The sequence below is a fragment of the Caulobacter sp. LARHSG274 genome (assembly GCF_052871235.1).
This window is the reverse complement of record NZ_JBIXJO010000002.1, coordinates 616,079-628,580: the sequence shown is the minus strand read 5'-3', so window position 1 is coordinate 628,580 and position 12,502 is coordinate 616,079. Positions and strand designations below refer to the sequence as shown.

The 12,502-nt window shown below is 69.2% G+C and carries 13 protein-coding genes; 4 read left to right on the top strand and 9 right to left on the bottom strand.

Annotated features, from left to right (window positions below):
* Positions 1–3 precede the first annotated feature (3 nt).
* From ACIPQB_RS07260 to rpsJ, 4 genes are read right to left on the bottom strand one after another with little or no spacing between them, the layout of a single operon-like run.
* Positions 4–300 carry a 50S ribosomal protein L23 gene (locus ACIPQB_RS07260; protein ID WP_029912290.1) on the bottom strand — a complete coding sequence of 99 codons (297 nt, stop codon included), beginning with the start codon at positions 298–300 and terminating at the stop codon, positions 4–6.
* Complete coding sequence (rplD, locus tag ACIPQB_RS07255; RefSeq protein ID WP_446484542.1) at positions 300–938, bottom strand: 50S ribosomal protein L4; 639 nt, start codon at positions 936–938, stop codon at positions 300–302. The genes ACIPQB_RS07260 and rplD overlap by 1 nt, the downstream gene beginning before the upstream one ends.
* Positions 938–1,705: a 50S ribosomal protein L3 gene (gene rplC, locus ACIPQB_RS07250; RefSeq protein WP_446484541.1), complete on the bottom strand. Its 768-nt coding sequence runs from the start codon at positions 1,703–1,705 to the stop codon at positions 938–940. Before rplC ends, rplD begins: the two co-directional genes overlap by 1 nt.
* Positions 1,706–1,719: 14 nt before the next feature.
* Positions 1,720–2,028, bottom strand: coding sequence for a 30S ribosomal protein S10 (gene rpsJ, locus ACIPQB_RS07245; RefSeq protein ID WP_004616952.1), 309 nt, complete (start codon positions 2,026–2,028; stop codon positions 1,720–1,722).
* Positions 2,029–2,613: 585 nt separating this feature from the next.
* On the opposite strand from rpsJ, the gene ACIPQB_RS07240 reads away from it, so the two are divergent.
* Positions 2,614–3,375 (top strand): hypothetical protein, encoded by a 762-nt coding sequence (locus ACIPQB_RS07240; RefSeq protein ID WP_446484540.1) that lies wholly within the window; start codon positions 2,614–2,616, stop codon positions 3,373–3,375.
* Positions 3,376–3,476: 101 nt separating this feature from the next.
* Here ACIPQB_RS07240 and ACIPQB_RS07235 read toward each other — a convergent pair whose 3' ends face one another.
* From ACIPQB_RS07235 to ACIPQB_RS07225, 3 genes are all read right to left on the bottom strand, one after another.
* A complete protein-coding gene (locus ACIPQB_RS07235; RefSeq protein ID WP_446484539.1) occupies positions 3,477–4,475 on the bottom strand; it encodes a glycoside hydrolase family 43 in 999 nt (332 codons plus the stop codon).
* Positions 4,476–4,578: 103 nt separating this feature from the next.
* On the bottom strand, positions 4,579–5,418 hold the full coding sequence (locus ACIPQB_RS07230; protein ID WP_446484538.1) for a GIN domain-containing protein: 840 nt from the start codon (positions 5,416–5,418) through the stop codon (positions 4,579–4,581).
* 127 nt (positions 5,419–5,545) lie between these two features.
* Positions 5,546–7,912: a heavy metal translocating P-type ATPase gene (locus ACIPQB_RS07225; protein WP_446484537.1), complete on the bottom strand. Its 2,367-nt coding sequence runs from the start codon at positions 7,910–7,912 to the stop codon at positions 5,546–5,548.
* A gap of 111 nt (positions 7,913–8,023) precedes the next feature.
* Between ACIPQB_RS07225 and ACIPQB_RS07220 the strand changes: the two genes are divergently transcribed.
* The 3 genes from ACIPQB_RS07220 (at position 8,024) to copD (ending at position 9,669) form a co-directional block, all read left to right on the top strand.
* Positions 8,024–8,299 carry a metal-sensitive transcriptional regulator gene (locus ACIPQB_RS07220; protein WP_446484536.1) on the top strand — a complete coding sequence of 92 codons (276 nt, stop codon included), beginning with the start codon at positions 8,024–8,026 and terminating at the stop codon, positions 8,297–8,299.
* 72 nt (positions 8,300–8,371) lie between these two features.
* Positions 8,372–8,734 carry a copper homeostasis periplasmic binding protein CopC gene (copC, locus tag ACIPQB_RS07215; RefSeq protein WP_446484535.1) on the top strand — a complete coding sequence of 121 codons (363 nt, stop codon included), beginning with the start codon at positions 8,372–8,374 and terminating at the stop codon, positions 8,732–8,734.
* Positions 8,735–8,736: 2 nt separating this feature from the next.
* On the top strand, positions 8,737–9,669 hold the full coding sequence (gene copD / locus ACIPQB_RS07210; protein WP_446484534.1) for a copper homeostasis membrane protein CopD: 933 nt from the start codon (positions 8,737–8,739) through the stop codon (positions 9,667–9,669).
* Positions 9,670–9,673: 4 nt separating this feature from the next.
* On the opposite strand, the gene ACIPQB_RS07205 is transcribed toward copD, so the two are convergent.
* The gene (locus tag ACIPQB_RS07205; protein WP_446484533.1) at positions 9,674–10,615 is read right to left on the bottom strand and encodes a copper resistance protein B; all 942 of its coding nucleotides are present in this window, start codon (positions 10,613–10,615) and stop codon (positions 9,674–9,676) included.
* Complete coding sequence (locus ACIPQB_RS07200) at positions 10,612–12,480, bottom strand: copper resistance system multicopper oxidase (RefSeq protein ID WP_446484532.1); 1,869 nt, start codon at positions 12,478–12,480, stop codon at positions 10,612–10,614. Before ACIPQB_RS07200 ends, ACIPQB_RS07205 begins: the two co-directional genes overlap by 4 nt.
* Between the last annotated feature and the right edge of the window lie 22 nt (positions 12,481–12,502).

Genomic DNA, 12,502 nt, shown 5'->3' with positions numbered 1-12,502 from the left:
GTCTTAGAGCCCCGTCGTGATGTCGATCGACTGGCCGTCGGCCAGGGTCACGATGGCTTTCTTGACGTCGGAACGGCGTCCGACGATGCCGCGGAAGCGCTTGGTCTTGCCCTTGGTGACCAGGGTGTTGACCTTGGTGACCTTGACCTTGAACAGCTCTTCGACTGCGGCGGCGATTTCGTCCTTCGACGCATCGGCGGCCACGCGGAAGACAACCTTGTTCTGCTCGCTGAGCAGGGTGGCCTTCTCGGTGATCACCGGCGACAGGATCGTGTCGTAGTGGCGGGCGGTAGCGGCCATTACGCGGCTTCCTTCTCAGCGAAACGGGCCGAGATCGCCTCGATCGCGTCCTTGGTCAGGACGAGCGTTTGGCGACGCAGCACGTCATAGACGTTCAGGCCGGCGTTCGGCAGCACGTCGATGTTCGGAATGTTGCGGGCGGCGAGCTTGAAGTTGCCGTCCACTTCCGGACCCGCGATGACCAGGGCGTTCTTCAGGCCGATCTTGTCGAAGTTGGCGCGCAGGGCGGCCGTCTTCGGATCGGTCAGAACGGCGCTGTCCAGCACGACGATCGAGCCGGACTTGGCCTTCGAGGACAGGGCGTGACGCAGGGCCATGGCCCGGATCTTCTTGGGAAGATCGAAGGCGTGGCTGCGGACGACCGGGCCGTGGGCCTTGGCGCCGCCGACGAACTGGGCCGCACGGCGCGAACCGTGACGGGCCGAGCCGGTGCCCTTTTGCTTGTACATCTTCTTGCTCGTACGAGAGACCTCGTTACGAACCTGAATCTTGTGGTTCCCGGAGCGGCGCTTGGCCAGCTGCCAGGTGACGACGCGCTGCAGGATGTCGCCGCGGATGTCGGCGATGCCAAAGATGGCGTCGTCGAGATCAACGGAACCGGCCTTGCCGCCGTCCAGGTTGATGACGTCGAGTTTCATTAGCCTTCGCCCTCTTCGGTCGTCGCCGCGGGGGCTTCCTCAGCGGGGGTTTCAGCGGCGGCGGCCGGAGCCTCGCCAGCCTTGCGGAAGGCGCCCGGACGCGGCAGGTCGGCCGGAGCGGCCTTCTTGATCGCGTCGCGAACCTTGACGTAGGAGCCTTCCGAGCCGGGGACGGCGCCCTTGACCAGGATCAGGCCGCGCTCGACGTCCACTTTCCAGACGGTGACGTTCAGGGTGGTGACGGTTTCCTGACCCAGGTGACCGGCCATCTTCTTGCCCGGGAACGTGCGGCCCGGATCCTGGCGGTTGCCGGTCGAGCCGTGCGAACGGTGCGAGACCGAGACGCCGTGGGTGGCGCGCAGACCGCCGAAGTTCCAGCGCTTCATGGCGCCGGCGAAGCCCTTGCCGACGGTGATGCCCTGGATGTCCACCTTCTGGCCGGGAACGTAGTGGTCGGCGGTGAATTCCGCGCCCACTTCGATCAGGGCCGATTCCTCGACACGGAACTCGGTGACGATCCGCTTGGGCTCGACCGCGTTCTTGGCGAAGTGGCCGCGCAGGGCCTTGGAGGTGTTCTTGGGCTTCTTGGCGCCGGCGCCGAGTTGCAGGGCGGTGTAACCGTCCTTCTCGACCGTGCGCTGGCCCGTGACCTGGCAACCGTCCAGCGACAGGACGGTGACCGGGACGTGCTGTCCGGTTTCATCGAAGAAGCGGGTCATGCCCAGCTTCTTGGCGATCACGCCAGTACGATTAGCGGGGAGAGTCATCTGTTCGGCCCTCCTTACAGCTTGATTTCGACGTCAACGCCGGCCGACAGGTCGAGCTTCATCAGCGCGTCCACGGTCTGCGGAGTCGGGTCAACGATGTCGAGGACGCGCTTGTGCGTACGGATCTCGAACTGCTCGCGCGACTTCTTGTCGACGTGCGGCGAGCGGTTGACGGTGAATTTCTCGATAAGCGTGGGCAGGGGGATGGGGCCCCGCACCGTCGCACCCGTACGCTTGGCCGTATTGACGATCTCGCGCGTGGAATGATCCAACACGCGGTGATCGAAGGCCTTGAGCCGGATGCGGATGTTCTGACGATCCATATCGCTCGGTTTCCTAGTGGGCTGCGCCCGCGTCTCGAACCATTTCAAAGACCAACCCGGACCCCTCCGAAGAGAAATCCGCACGCAGCGTCCGCAAAACAAATAGGCCCCAGCGGTCTCCCGCGAGGGCCGGTGACTGAAAACTGCGCCTCAAAAGGCGCGATCGGCAGTCGTTCGCGAACCGCGTCTGAGCTCGAAAGCTCACAGCCGGTCCAACAGAAGGGGGCTTTTACGTGCCGAATCCCGTTTCGTCAAGCGGTTCGGGACGGGGTTCTGAATCCCCCTCCCCCGCCCCGCCGATCGGCCCGAAGGACTCAGTCGGTCGGCCGATCTGACAAACCAGCGTTAGGCAGAACCTGCTCCGTTCAGGCGGATTGTTGAGCATGAACGTGCGAGCACACGCGATAGGAATCCCGCTGGGTTTTCGCAAGTGTCGTAAAACTGCATCAATTCGCCGCTGACGATTTTGGCCGGTCTTGCCGCCCCGGCCGAAGCTCCATAGATCCGCCGCTCCTCGACGGACGGGCGGCCCTCCCCAAACGACCGCCCGCCGATCGAGGCCACACAGTAAGGGGATTACCCACTATGAAGACCCAACTCTTTGCCGCCGCCGCCGTCCTGGCGCTGGCCGTTTCGGCTCCCGCCTTCGCCCAGAACATCGGTTCGGTCGGCGCCGCCGTGAACTACACCGACCTCGACACCAACTTCGGCGGCGCCGACGGCACCTCGGTGAAGGTCGACGGCAACGTCGCCATCCCGACCGGTAACTGGACCGTGACCCTGAACGGCAACGTCTCGGTCAACGACAACGACCTCAGCGACGAAACCGTCGCCTCGACCGCCGCTCACCTGACCACCAAGGTCGGCGACAGCTGGCGCGTCGGCGGCTTCGCCGCCCTGTCGCGTCCGTCCAACGACACCCTGTGGGCCGTCGGCGGCGAAGCCAGCAAGTACTTCTCCAACGTCACCCTGAACGGCCTGGTCGCCTACGGCCAGTCCAACGACCTGGACGCCGACCTCTACGCCGTCCGCGGCGAGGCCCGCTACTTCGTCTCGGACGACTTCCGTCTGGACGCCGGCGCCGGCTACTCGAAGATCGACGGCGACGCCGCCAACGAAGCCGACATCTGGGACGTCAATGTCGGCGGCGAATACAAGTTCGCCAACACCGGCTGGTCGACCTTCGGCAAGTACACCCACACCGAGTCCGACGACCTGGCCGACCTGAAGTCCGACGCCGTGAAGGTTGGCTTCCGCTACACCTTCGGCGGCAGCCTGAAGGCCCGCGACAACGCCGGCGCCGACCTGATCGACGCCGACACCCTGTTCGGCTTCGGCATCCGCTAAGGATCGCCGTTCGCCACAGCGGACAAGACGACGCCCCGGAGCTCAGGCTCCGGGGCGTTTTCTCTTTATATATAGAGCGTGAGCGGAGTTCGGCGTCCGCCTCACTTGGGCGCGACCAGCCCCTGCTCCACCGGCGCCTCGCGATCGACCGACAACACCCCGCCGTCCTCCTTTATCTCCGCCACCTGGATCACGGTCCGCTGGCCATAATACGGATCGGCCTTGGCCTGCGGCTCGTTGGACTGGTGGACGAAGTAATAGAGAAAGGCCCGGCCGCCGTTGACGACCACGTCGGGATGCTGGCCCTTGGCCGTGTCGGTCGGCTGCCGGCCCGGCTGCTCCAGAAGTCGGCTCTCCTGCAGGGTCCAGGTCTTGGCGTCGTCGGAACGTAGGACGATCAGGCCCTTCCAGGCGTCGGCGACCATCCACCACCGGTCCTTGAAGCGGAACACCTTGGGCCCCTCGGCCGCCATGTCGACCACCGGTCCGTCGCCGAGCGGGCGCCAATGGACGAGGTCGGGGCTCTCGACCGCCACGATCCGGGAGCCCCTGCGCTCGTCCTTGTACCAGAGGCGATAGCGGTCGCCGACCTTGGCCACGCTGGCGTCGATGACCCGGTCCGACCCCAGGTCCGGCGTGTCGCCGCAGGCCCAGGCCTTCAGGTCCTTGCTGGTCAGGTGGACGATCCTGGCGGTCGCGCCGGGCTCGCCCCAGCGGTGGAAGACGCCCGGCACGACGGTCAGCCACATGTGATAGACGCCGCCCTCCTGATAGAGCTCGGGGGCCCAGAGGGTCTGGCCGGTGCATTGGGCGGGGAACTTCGCCAGGCCGCCATAGCGCCAGGCCAGGCCGTCCTTCGAGGTCGCCATGCCGATCGGCGTGGCGTGAACCCAGGCCACGTCCGCGGGATCGGGATCCTTCTGGGTGGCGCGGCGGTTGGTGTAAAACATCACCCATTCGCGCCGCCCCTTGTCGAACACGATCGACACGTCGGCGGCGCCGTCCATGACCGGATCGCGATAGAGCGGCTTGGGCGCGGCGGCGTGAGCCCAGGCGGGAAGCGCCAGGGCGCAGATCAGCATCAACGTCCGCAAGCTCATGTCGTCTCCCCGATGGACAGGGGGCGACCCTAGCCCGGGCAAGGCGCACCGATCCACCCTCGTTCGTCAGCGGGAGGATCGGGCGCCGTTCCGCGTCGGCGGCCTATCGGCCGATGATCACGTCGCCTGAGCCGGCCACCGACTTGCTGACCGGGCCCAGGACCTTGGCCACGCGTACGTCGCCCGAGCCGGCCACATGCACGTCGACCTTCTCGGCCACGCCGTCGAACACCACGTCGCCCGAGCCCATAATATTGGCCTCAAGCGACCGCGCGTGGCCGCCGGAGACGGTGATGTCGCCGGAGCCGGCGATGTTGGCCTCCAGCTTGCCGGCGACGCTGGCCGTGGTGACCCCGCCCGAGCCGGCGATATTGACCTCCAGGTCGCCGCCGATCTCCTGGGTGCGCACGTCGCCCGAGCCGGCGATGTTGATCTCGGCCGAACCCGCGCTGCCGGCCTTGGTGTCGCCCGAGCCGGCCTGGCTCAGCTCCAGCTTGCCCCTGACGTTGGCGACCGTCCAGTCGCCGCAGCCGGCGTTGTTCAGCTCCAGCGCGTCGGTGCGGCCGACGCTGCCGAACACCGCCCCGCCGGCGCTGACCTCGGCGTTCATCGGCGTGCGGACCACGATCTGCGGGATGTCGTCCCACTTGACGTCGCCGACGCCGCGGACATGGACCAGGGTCCGGCCCATCACGCTGTTGCAGCCGTTGATGCGGCCCATCTTCAGGCGGCCGTCGACCACGGTCTCCGAACCGTGCTGGCGGATCTCCAGCGGCAGGCTGCGGTTGGTGGTCAGGAACTCGACCTTCACGTCGCTGCGGGCTTCGGGGATCACCACCACCCGGGCGACGGCGTCCTTGATCTTGACGGACGGATCGGCCGCGGCCGCGCCGGCGAAACCGAGGGCCGCGGCGCCGGCGGCCAGGATCAGGAGTGCGCGCATGGAAATTTCCCTCGAACAGATAACGTGTTGCGGAGGAGGCTAGACGCGCCTCCTCCGCGAAACGACTTAATTCGAGGTCATGACCCGCTTGTCATGATGGCGCCGCATTCGGCGCGGCGGCCGTCCACTAGAGCTTCACCGCCCGCAGCCGCAGCGCATTGGCGATCACGCTGACCGAGGACAGGGCCATGGCCGCTGCGGCCATCTGCGGCGACAGCAGCAGCTTCAGGCTGGGATAGAGCACCCCGGCCGCGACCGGCACGCCCGCCACATTATAGATGAAGGCGAACATCAGGTTCTGACGGATGTTGCGCATCACCGCCCGCGACAGCCGCCGGGCCCGGACGATGCCGACCAGGTCGCCCTTCAGCAGGGTGACGCCGGCGCTCTCGATGGCGACATCGGCCCCCGCCCCCATGGCGATCCCGACCTCGGCCGCCGCCAGGGCCGGGGCGTCGTTGACGCCGTCGCCGGCCATGGCCACCGCACGGCCCTCGGCCCGCAGCCTCTGGACGACCTTGGCCTTGTCCTCGGGCAGGACCTCGGCCTCGACCTCGTCGATGCCGAGCCGCTGGGCCACGGCCTGGGCGGTGGCGCGGTTGTCGCCGGTCATCATCACCAGGCGGACGCCCTGGGCCCGCAAGGCGCGAACCGCCTCCAGCGTCGTCGGCTTGACCGGATCGGCCACGCCCAGCAGGCCGGCGAGCCGGCCGTCGACCGTCGCGAACAGGGCCGTGGTCCCCTGCCCCCCGAGGCGCTCGGCCTCACCCTGCAGCGACGCCGTGTCGACGCCCTGCTCGCGCATCAGCCGCGCGCCGCCCAAGACGATGCGCTTGCCGTCGACCACGCCCAGCACGCCCTTGCCGACCGGGGAGTCGAACTCGGACGTCTCCCACAGCTTCAGTCCCCGCTCGGTGGCGGCGCGCAGGATGGCGTCGGCCAGCGGGTGCTCGCTGCCGCGTTCGAGACTGGCGGCCAGGCGCAGCAGCTCGGCCTCGTCGAAGCCTGGCGCGGGCAGGATGTCGGTCACCGCCGGCCGGCCCTCGGTCAGGGTGCCGGTCTTGTCGACCACCAGGGTGTCGATCTTCTCCAGCCGCTCCAGGGCCTCGGCGTCCTTGATCAGCACCCCGGCCTGGGCGCCGCGGCCGACCCCGACCATGATCGACATCGGCGTGGCCAGGCCCAGGGCGCAGGGACAGGCGATGATCAGCACCGACACCGCCGCCACCAGGGCGTAGGACAGCCGCGGTTCGGGACCGACGAGGGCCCAGGCTGCGAAGGCGACGGCGGCGGCGACGATCACCGCCGGCACGAACCAGCCCGAGACCTGGTCGGCCATGCGCTGGATCGGGGCTCGGCTGCGCTGGGCGTCGGCGACCATCTGCACGATCCGCGACAACAGGGTGTCGGCCCCGACCTTCTCGGCGCGCATCACGAACGAGCCGGTCTTGTTGATGGCGCCGGCGATCACCTTGCCGCCCGCCGCCTTGGTGACCGGCATCGACTCGCCGGTGACCAGGGACTCGTCGATCGACGCCCGGCCCTCGGTCAGTTCGCCGTCGACCGGAACCTTCTCGCCGGGCCGCACGCGCAGCCGGTCGCCGACCTGGATCAGGTCGAGCGTGACCTCCTCATCGGCGCCGTCGTCGCGAATGCGGCGGGCGGTCTTGGGCGCCAGGTTGAGCAGGGCCTTGATCGCCCCGCCGGTCCGCTCGCGCGCCCTCAGTTCCAGCACCTGGCCCAGCAGCACCAGGACGGTGATCACCGCCGCGGCCTCGAAATAGACCGGAACCGCGCCCGAGGCGTCGCGGAAGGCGGGCGGGAACAGGCCCGGCCGCAGGGCGGCCACCATGCTGTAGGTCCAGGCCACCCCGACCCCCATGGCGATCAGGGTGAACATGTTGAGCCGCCGGGTGACGATCGAGGTCCAGCCGCGCACGAAGAACGGCCAGCCGGCCCACAGCACCACCGGCGTGGCCAGGACCAGCTGGATCGCGTTGGACACCTGGCGGTCGAGCATCATCATCAGGCCGGTCAGGTGGCCGCCCATCTCCAGGATGAAGACCGGCGCCGCCAGGGCCAGGCCGATCCAGAACCGGCGGCTCATGTCGGCCAGCTCGGGATTGGGCCCGGCGTCGGCGGTCACCGTCGCCGGCTCCAGGGCCATGCCGCAGATCGGGCATGAGCCGGGACCGATCTGGCGGATCTCGGGGTGCATGGGACAGGTGTAGATCGTCCCCGCCGGGGCGGCCGGGGCCTCGGCCTTGGGGCTGAGATAGCGTTCCGGCGCGGCCTCGAACTTGGCCTTGCACCCGGCCGAGCAGAAGAAGAACGGGCGTCCGTCGTGTTCGACGCGATGAACCGCCGTCGCGGGGTCGACGGTCATGCCGCACACCGGGTCGACGACCTGGCCGCCCGGGGACGGCCCGTGCCCAGCATGGTCGTGATGATGATGATGATGATGGCCGGCGTGGCCATGGGTGTCGGCGTTCATCAGGACTCTCCTCGCTAGGCTGGCGGCCGGCGCCAGGCGGTGATATACCCCTATATGGTATTTCCAGGCATACCCCCAAGAGGTATGTGAAGGCAAGCAGGAGCGTGCGCCTTGATCCAGGACAACAAGCCCAAGCTGCTCAATCGGCTCAACCGGATCGCCGGCCAGGCCAAGGGCGTGGCCAAGATGGTCGAGGAGGATCGCTACTGCATCGACATCCTGACCCAGATCCAGGCGATCCGCGCCGCCCTGGGCAAGGTCGAGACCGAGATCCTGCGCGACCACATCAGCCACTGCGTCCACGGCGCCTTCACCAGCGGCGACGCCGCCGAGCAGCAGCGCAAGACCGACGAGTTGGTCGAGTTGCTGCATCGGACGACGCGATAGGCCGCGAGGGCTCGCGCCGCCCGGCGCGTATAGCCGCCAGGACCTTCGTCCCTTCGGCCATGGAAAGATCAAATGACCCTGCGCAAATCCCTCTCGATCGCCGCGGCCGCCGCGGCGTTGCTCGTCGCCGGCCAGGCGGCGGCCCACGCCAAGCTGGTGACCTCGACCCCGGCCGCCAACGCCACGGTCGCCGCGCCCAAGACCATCACCCTGACCTTCAACGAGCCGCTGGTTCCGGCCTTCTCGGGCTTTGACCTGTCGATGGGGCACGGCATGAAGATGCCCGTGAAGACCACCGTCTCGACCGACCGCAAGACCCTGTCGGGCGCACCTCAGGGTGCGCTGACGCCCGGCGCCTATACGCTGCATTGGCATGCCGCGGCGGCCGACGACGGCCACCGCATGGACGGCGTCCTGACCTTCACGGTGAAATAGCCGTGCTCGACGCGGCGATCATCGTCCTCAGGCTGGTGCAGTTCGGCGGGGCGATGATCCTGTTCGGGTCGCCGCTGTTCTTCCTCTACGCCCTGCCAGGACAGGGACCCTGCGCCGCCGCCGCGCTCAACTGGCCGCGGCGGCTGCTGGCCTGGGGGGCCGGGATCCTGGCGATCGGCGCCGTGCTGGGCCTGCTGGCCCAGACCTCGGTGCTCGCCGGCTCGATCCGCGCAGGCCTGGCCCCGGACGCCCTGGTCGCGGTGGTCACCACCATGGCCATGGGTCCGTCCAGCCTGGTGCGGACCGCCGCCGCCCTGGCCGCCCTCGGCCTGCTGGCCTGGACCCGGCCGGGCTCCGTCCTCTGGAGCCTTTGCGCCCTGTTCGGCGCGGTCGCCTGCGCCAGCCTGGCCTGGATGGGTCACGGCGCGGCGACTATGGGAGCGGGACGGCTGATCCACCTGGCCGGCGACATCATCCACGCCCTGGCCGCCGCCCTGTGGATCGGGGCGCTGGCGGCCTTCCTGATGCTGGTCCGCCGATCCGGCCCGCGGGCGCCCGAGGCCGACCAGGCGCTGCACGCGGCGCTGCGGGGCTTTTCGGGGATCGGGTCGGGAATCGTCGCCCTGATCGTCGCCAGCGGACTGGTCAACGCCTGGTTCCTGGTCGGGCCCGGCGGCCTGGGCGGCCTGCTGACGACGCCCTATGGCCGGCTGCTGAGCCTGAAGCTGATGCTCTTCGCCGCCATGCTCGGCCTGGCCGCGGCCAATCGCTTCCGGCTGACCCCCGCCCTGGCCGGCGCGCTCGGCGACCCGGCCCAGGTCGCCGTGGCCGTGGCCCGGCTGCGGACCAGCCTGGTGCTGGAGACCACGGCCGCCATCGGCGTGCTGGCCCTGGTGGCCTGGCTGGGGGCCCTGGCCCCAGTGTCGGCGCAGTAGCCGCTCAGAACCAGGCGCGGATTCCCACCACCAGGCTGGCGTCGTCGACGTCGCGACCGGCGGCGCGGGCGTAGTCGGCGGTGCGGCCGTAGCTGCGCTCATAGGACACCCCGACATAGGGCCCGAACTCGCGGCGCAGTTCGTAGCGCAGGCGCAGGCCCAGCTCGGCCGTCGACAGGCCCGAGCCGGTCCTGGTCCTTGGCGTGTCCTGGGCGGCGAAGTTCAGTTCGGCGCGCGGCTGCAGGATCCAGCGCTGGGTCAGGCGCAGGTCATAGGCCCCCTCCAGCCGGCCCAGCAGGTCGCCCTTGTCGGACAGGAACAGCGCCCCTTGCGTCTCGATCCAGTAGGGCAGCAGGGTCTCGACCCCAAGGCTGGCATAGGTCCGGCCCGGCTTGAAGTCCTGACGCAGGCCGACCTGCAGGTCGCTGTAGCGGGTGACGGCGCGGGAATAGAGCAGCTGGAGTTCGGCCGCCTCGACGCCCTCGCCGGTCGCGCCCTCGCCCTCGGTCTTGACTACCAGGCGGTTGATGTCGCCGCCGAACCAGGCCTCGCCGTCCCAGCGATAGCCGTCGGCGCCCGATTGCGGCCGGTACTCGAACAGGTTGGCCATCACCTTCGACATCGTCGCGCCGCCATGCTCGCTCAGCAGCACGCCGCGGGCCCGAGCCATGGCGGCGGGATCGTAGTAGCGGTCGGCGGCGTGGTCGTCAGGTGCGGGCGGCGGCGGCGTCTGTTGCTCGGCCACGGACGGCGCGCCGGCCGGGCTCTGTTCGGCCGCCTCGGGCGGAGTCGGCATGGCGTGGCCGTCGTGATCCATCGGCGCGGGCGCGGTCTGCGGCGTCGCTGCCGGCGGCGGAGTCGCGGGCATGGCGTGGCCGGCATGGTCCATGGTCTGGGCGGCGGCCGGGGCGGCCAGCAGCGAAACGAGCAGCAGGGCGGCTTTCATCGCACGACCTCCCCGTCCAGCGGCCGCACGGCGAACACCTGAAACATCCCGGCGTGCATGTGGTAGAGCATGTGGCAGTGGAAGGCCCAGTCGCCCGGCTCGGCGGTGAAGTCGAAACTGACCTTGCCGCCCGGCGCCACCAGCACCGTATGCTTGCGCGGCAGGTGTCCGGCCGGCCCGAAGGTCAGGTCGAAGAAGTGGCCGTGCAGGTGGATCGGATGCGACATCATGGTGTCGTTGACCAGGATCACCCGCACCCGCTCGTTCTTGCGGAAGGCGTAGGGCTTGGGGTTCTCGCTGAAGCTCCAGCCGTCGAACCCCCACATGAACCGCTCCATGTTGCCGGTCAGGTGGATCTCCAGCGACCGTGACGGGGCCCGGGTGTCGGGGTTGGCGTCCAGGGCGACCAGGTCGGTATAGACCAGCACCCGGTGGCCGACGCTCTCCAGGCCCTGGCCCGGCTCGGCGGTGCGGTCCATCGGCATCGGCGCGATCATCTGCACGCCGGGTCCCTGCTTGACCTGCGGCGCGTTGGCCGGGTTGAGCATCGACATGTCCATGCCGCCCATGGCGTCCATCTTGCCCATCACGTCCGAGCCGCGCGGCTTGGGGGCGGCCATGCCGGGGACGGGCGCCATGCTCCCGGCGTCGTGGCCCATGGCGGCGTGGTCCATGCCCGGCATGGCGCCGCCCATGTCCATGCCGCCTGAGCCCATGCCCCCCATGTCCATGCCCCCCGAACTCATCCCCCCCATATCCATGCCCATGTCGCGCATGGTGGCCAGGGGCCGAGATCGCAGCGGCGGGACCTCGGCGCTCATGCCGGGCCGCGGCGCCAGGGTGGCCCGGCCCAGGCCCGACCGGTCGACCGCCTCCGAGACGATGGTGTACGCCCGGTCCTCGGCCGGCTCGACGATGACGTCATAGGTCTCGGCGTTGCCGATCTGGAACTCGTCGACCGTGACGGGGCGGATGTTCTGGCCGTCGGCGGCGACCACGGTCAGCCGCAGGCCCGGGATGCGGACATTGAACACCGTCTGGGCCGCGGCGTTGATGAACCGCAGCCGCACTCGCTCGCCGGGCGTGAACAGGCCCGTCCAGTTGTCCTCGGGCCCGTGGCCGTTGGTCAGGAAGGTCAGGGCCGCGCCGGTGACGTCGGAGATGTCGGTCGGGTCCATCAGCATCTTGGCCCATTGCGCCCGCTCGGCCAGGGTCTGGTCCCGGCCCTTCAGCAGCCCGGCCACCGTCTGGCGCTGGTAATTGAAGACGCCGCTCTGCTGCTTCATTTTCTTGAGCACCCGGTGGGGGTGCAGGAAGCTGAAGTCCGACAGCATCACCACGTGCTCGCGGTCGTACGACACGGGATCGGGTTCGGCGGGATCGATGATCATCGGGCCGTAGTGGCCCATCGGCTCCTGCAGCCCCGAATGGCTATGGTACCAGTAGGTCCCCGACTGGATGACCGGGAACTCGTAGACGAAGGTCTCGCCGGGCCGGATGCCGGGAAAGGTGACTCCGGGCACGCCGTCCATCTGGAACGGCGTCAGCACTCCGTGCCAATGGATCGAGGTGTCCTCGTCCAGCGTGTTGGTGACCGCGATCCGGACCGTCTGCCCCTGCTTGAGGCGCAGCAGCGGGGCCGGCACCGTGCCGTTCATGGCCACGGCGTGGCCCATGCGGCCGTCGATCGCCAGGCGCAGGTGGCCGACCGAAAGAGCGATGTCCGGTCCCGGGAGCGCCGGCAGCCCCGAAGTGGCGCTCTGCGCCCAACCCGGCAGCAGGGCGTCGAGCGCCGCGGCCGCCCCGGCGCCGGCGGCGACCTGAAGCAGGCGTCTGCGGTCGAGGGCCAGGGAGGGTCGGCGCATGACAAGGTCCTGTCGGCAAAGG

Bases quoted from the DNA above. Each gene is read 5' to 3' on its own strand.
- rplC (WP_446484541.1), bottom strand. From the start codon at position 1,705: ATGACTCTCCCCGCTAATCGTACTGGCGTGATCGCCAAGAAGCTGGGC.
- copC (WP_446484535.1), top strand. From the start codon at position 8,372: ATGACCCTGCGCAAATCCCTCTCGATCGCCGCGGCCGCCGCGGCGTTG.
- ACIPQB_RS07230 (WP_446484538.1), bottom strand. From the start codon at position 5,418: ATGCGCGCACTCCTGATCCTGGCCGCCGGCGCCGCGGCCCTCGGTTTC.
- ACIPQB_RS07200 (WP_446484532.1), bottom strand. From the start codon at position 12,480: ATGCGCCGACCCTCCCTGGCCCTCGACCGCAGACGCCTGCTTCAGGTC.
- ACIPQB_RS07235 (WP_446484539.1), bottom strand. From the start codon at position 4,475: ATGAGCTTGCGGACGTTGATGCTGATCTGCGCCCTGGCGCTTCCCGCC.
- rplD (WP_446484542.1), bottom strand. From the start codon at position 938: ATGAAACTCGACGTCATCAACCTGGACGGCGGCAAGGCCGGTTCCGTT.
- ACIPQB_RS07205 (WP_446484533.1), bottom strand. From the start codon at position 10,615: ATGAAAGCCGCCCTGCTGCTCGTTTCGCTGCTGGCCGCCCCGGCCGCC.
- ACIPQB_RS07260 (WP_029912290.1), bottom strand. From the start codon at position 300: ATGGCCGCTACCGCCCGCCACTACGACACGATCCTGTCGCCGGTGATC.
- ACIPQB_RS07240 (WP_446484540.1), top strand. From the start codon at position 2,614: ATGAAGACCCAACTCTTTGCCGCCGCCGCCGTCCTGGCGCTGGCCGTT.
- rpsJ (WP_004616952.1), bottom strand. From the start codon at position 2,028: ATGGATCGTCAGAACATCCGCATCCGGCTCAAGGCCTTCGATCACCGC.
- ACIPQB_RS07225 (WP_446484537.1), bottom strand. From the start codon at position 7,912: ATGAACGCCGACACCCATGGCCACGCCGGCCATCATCATCATCATCAT.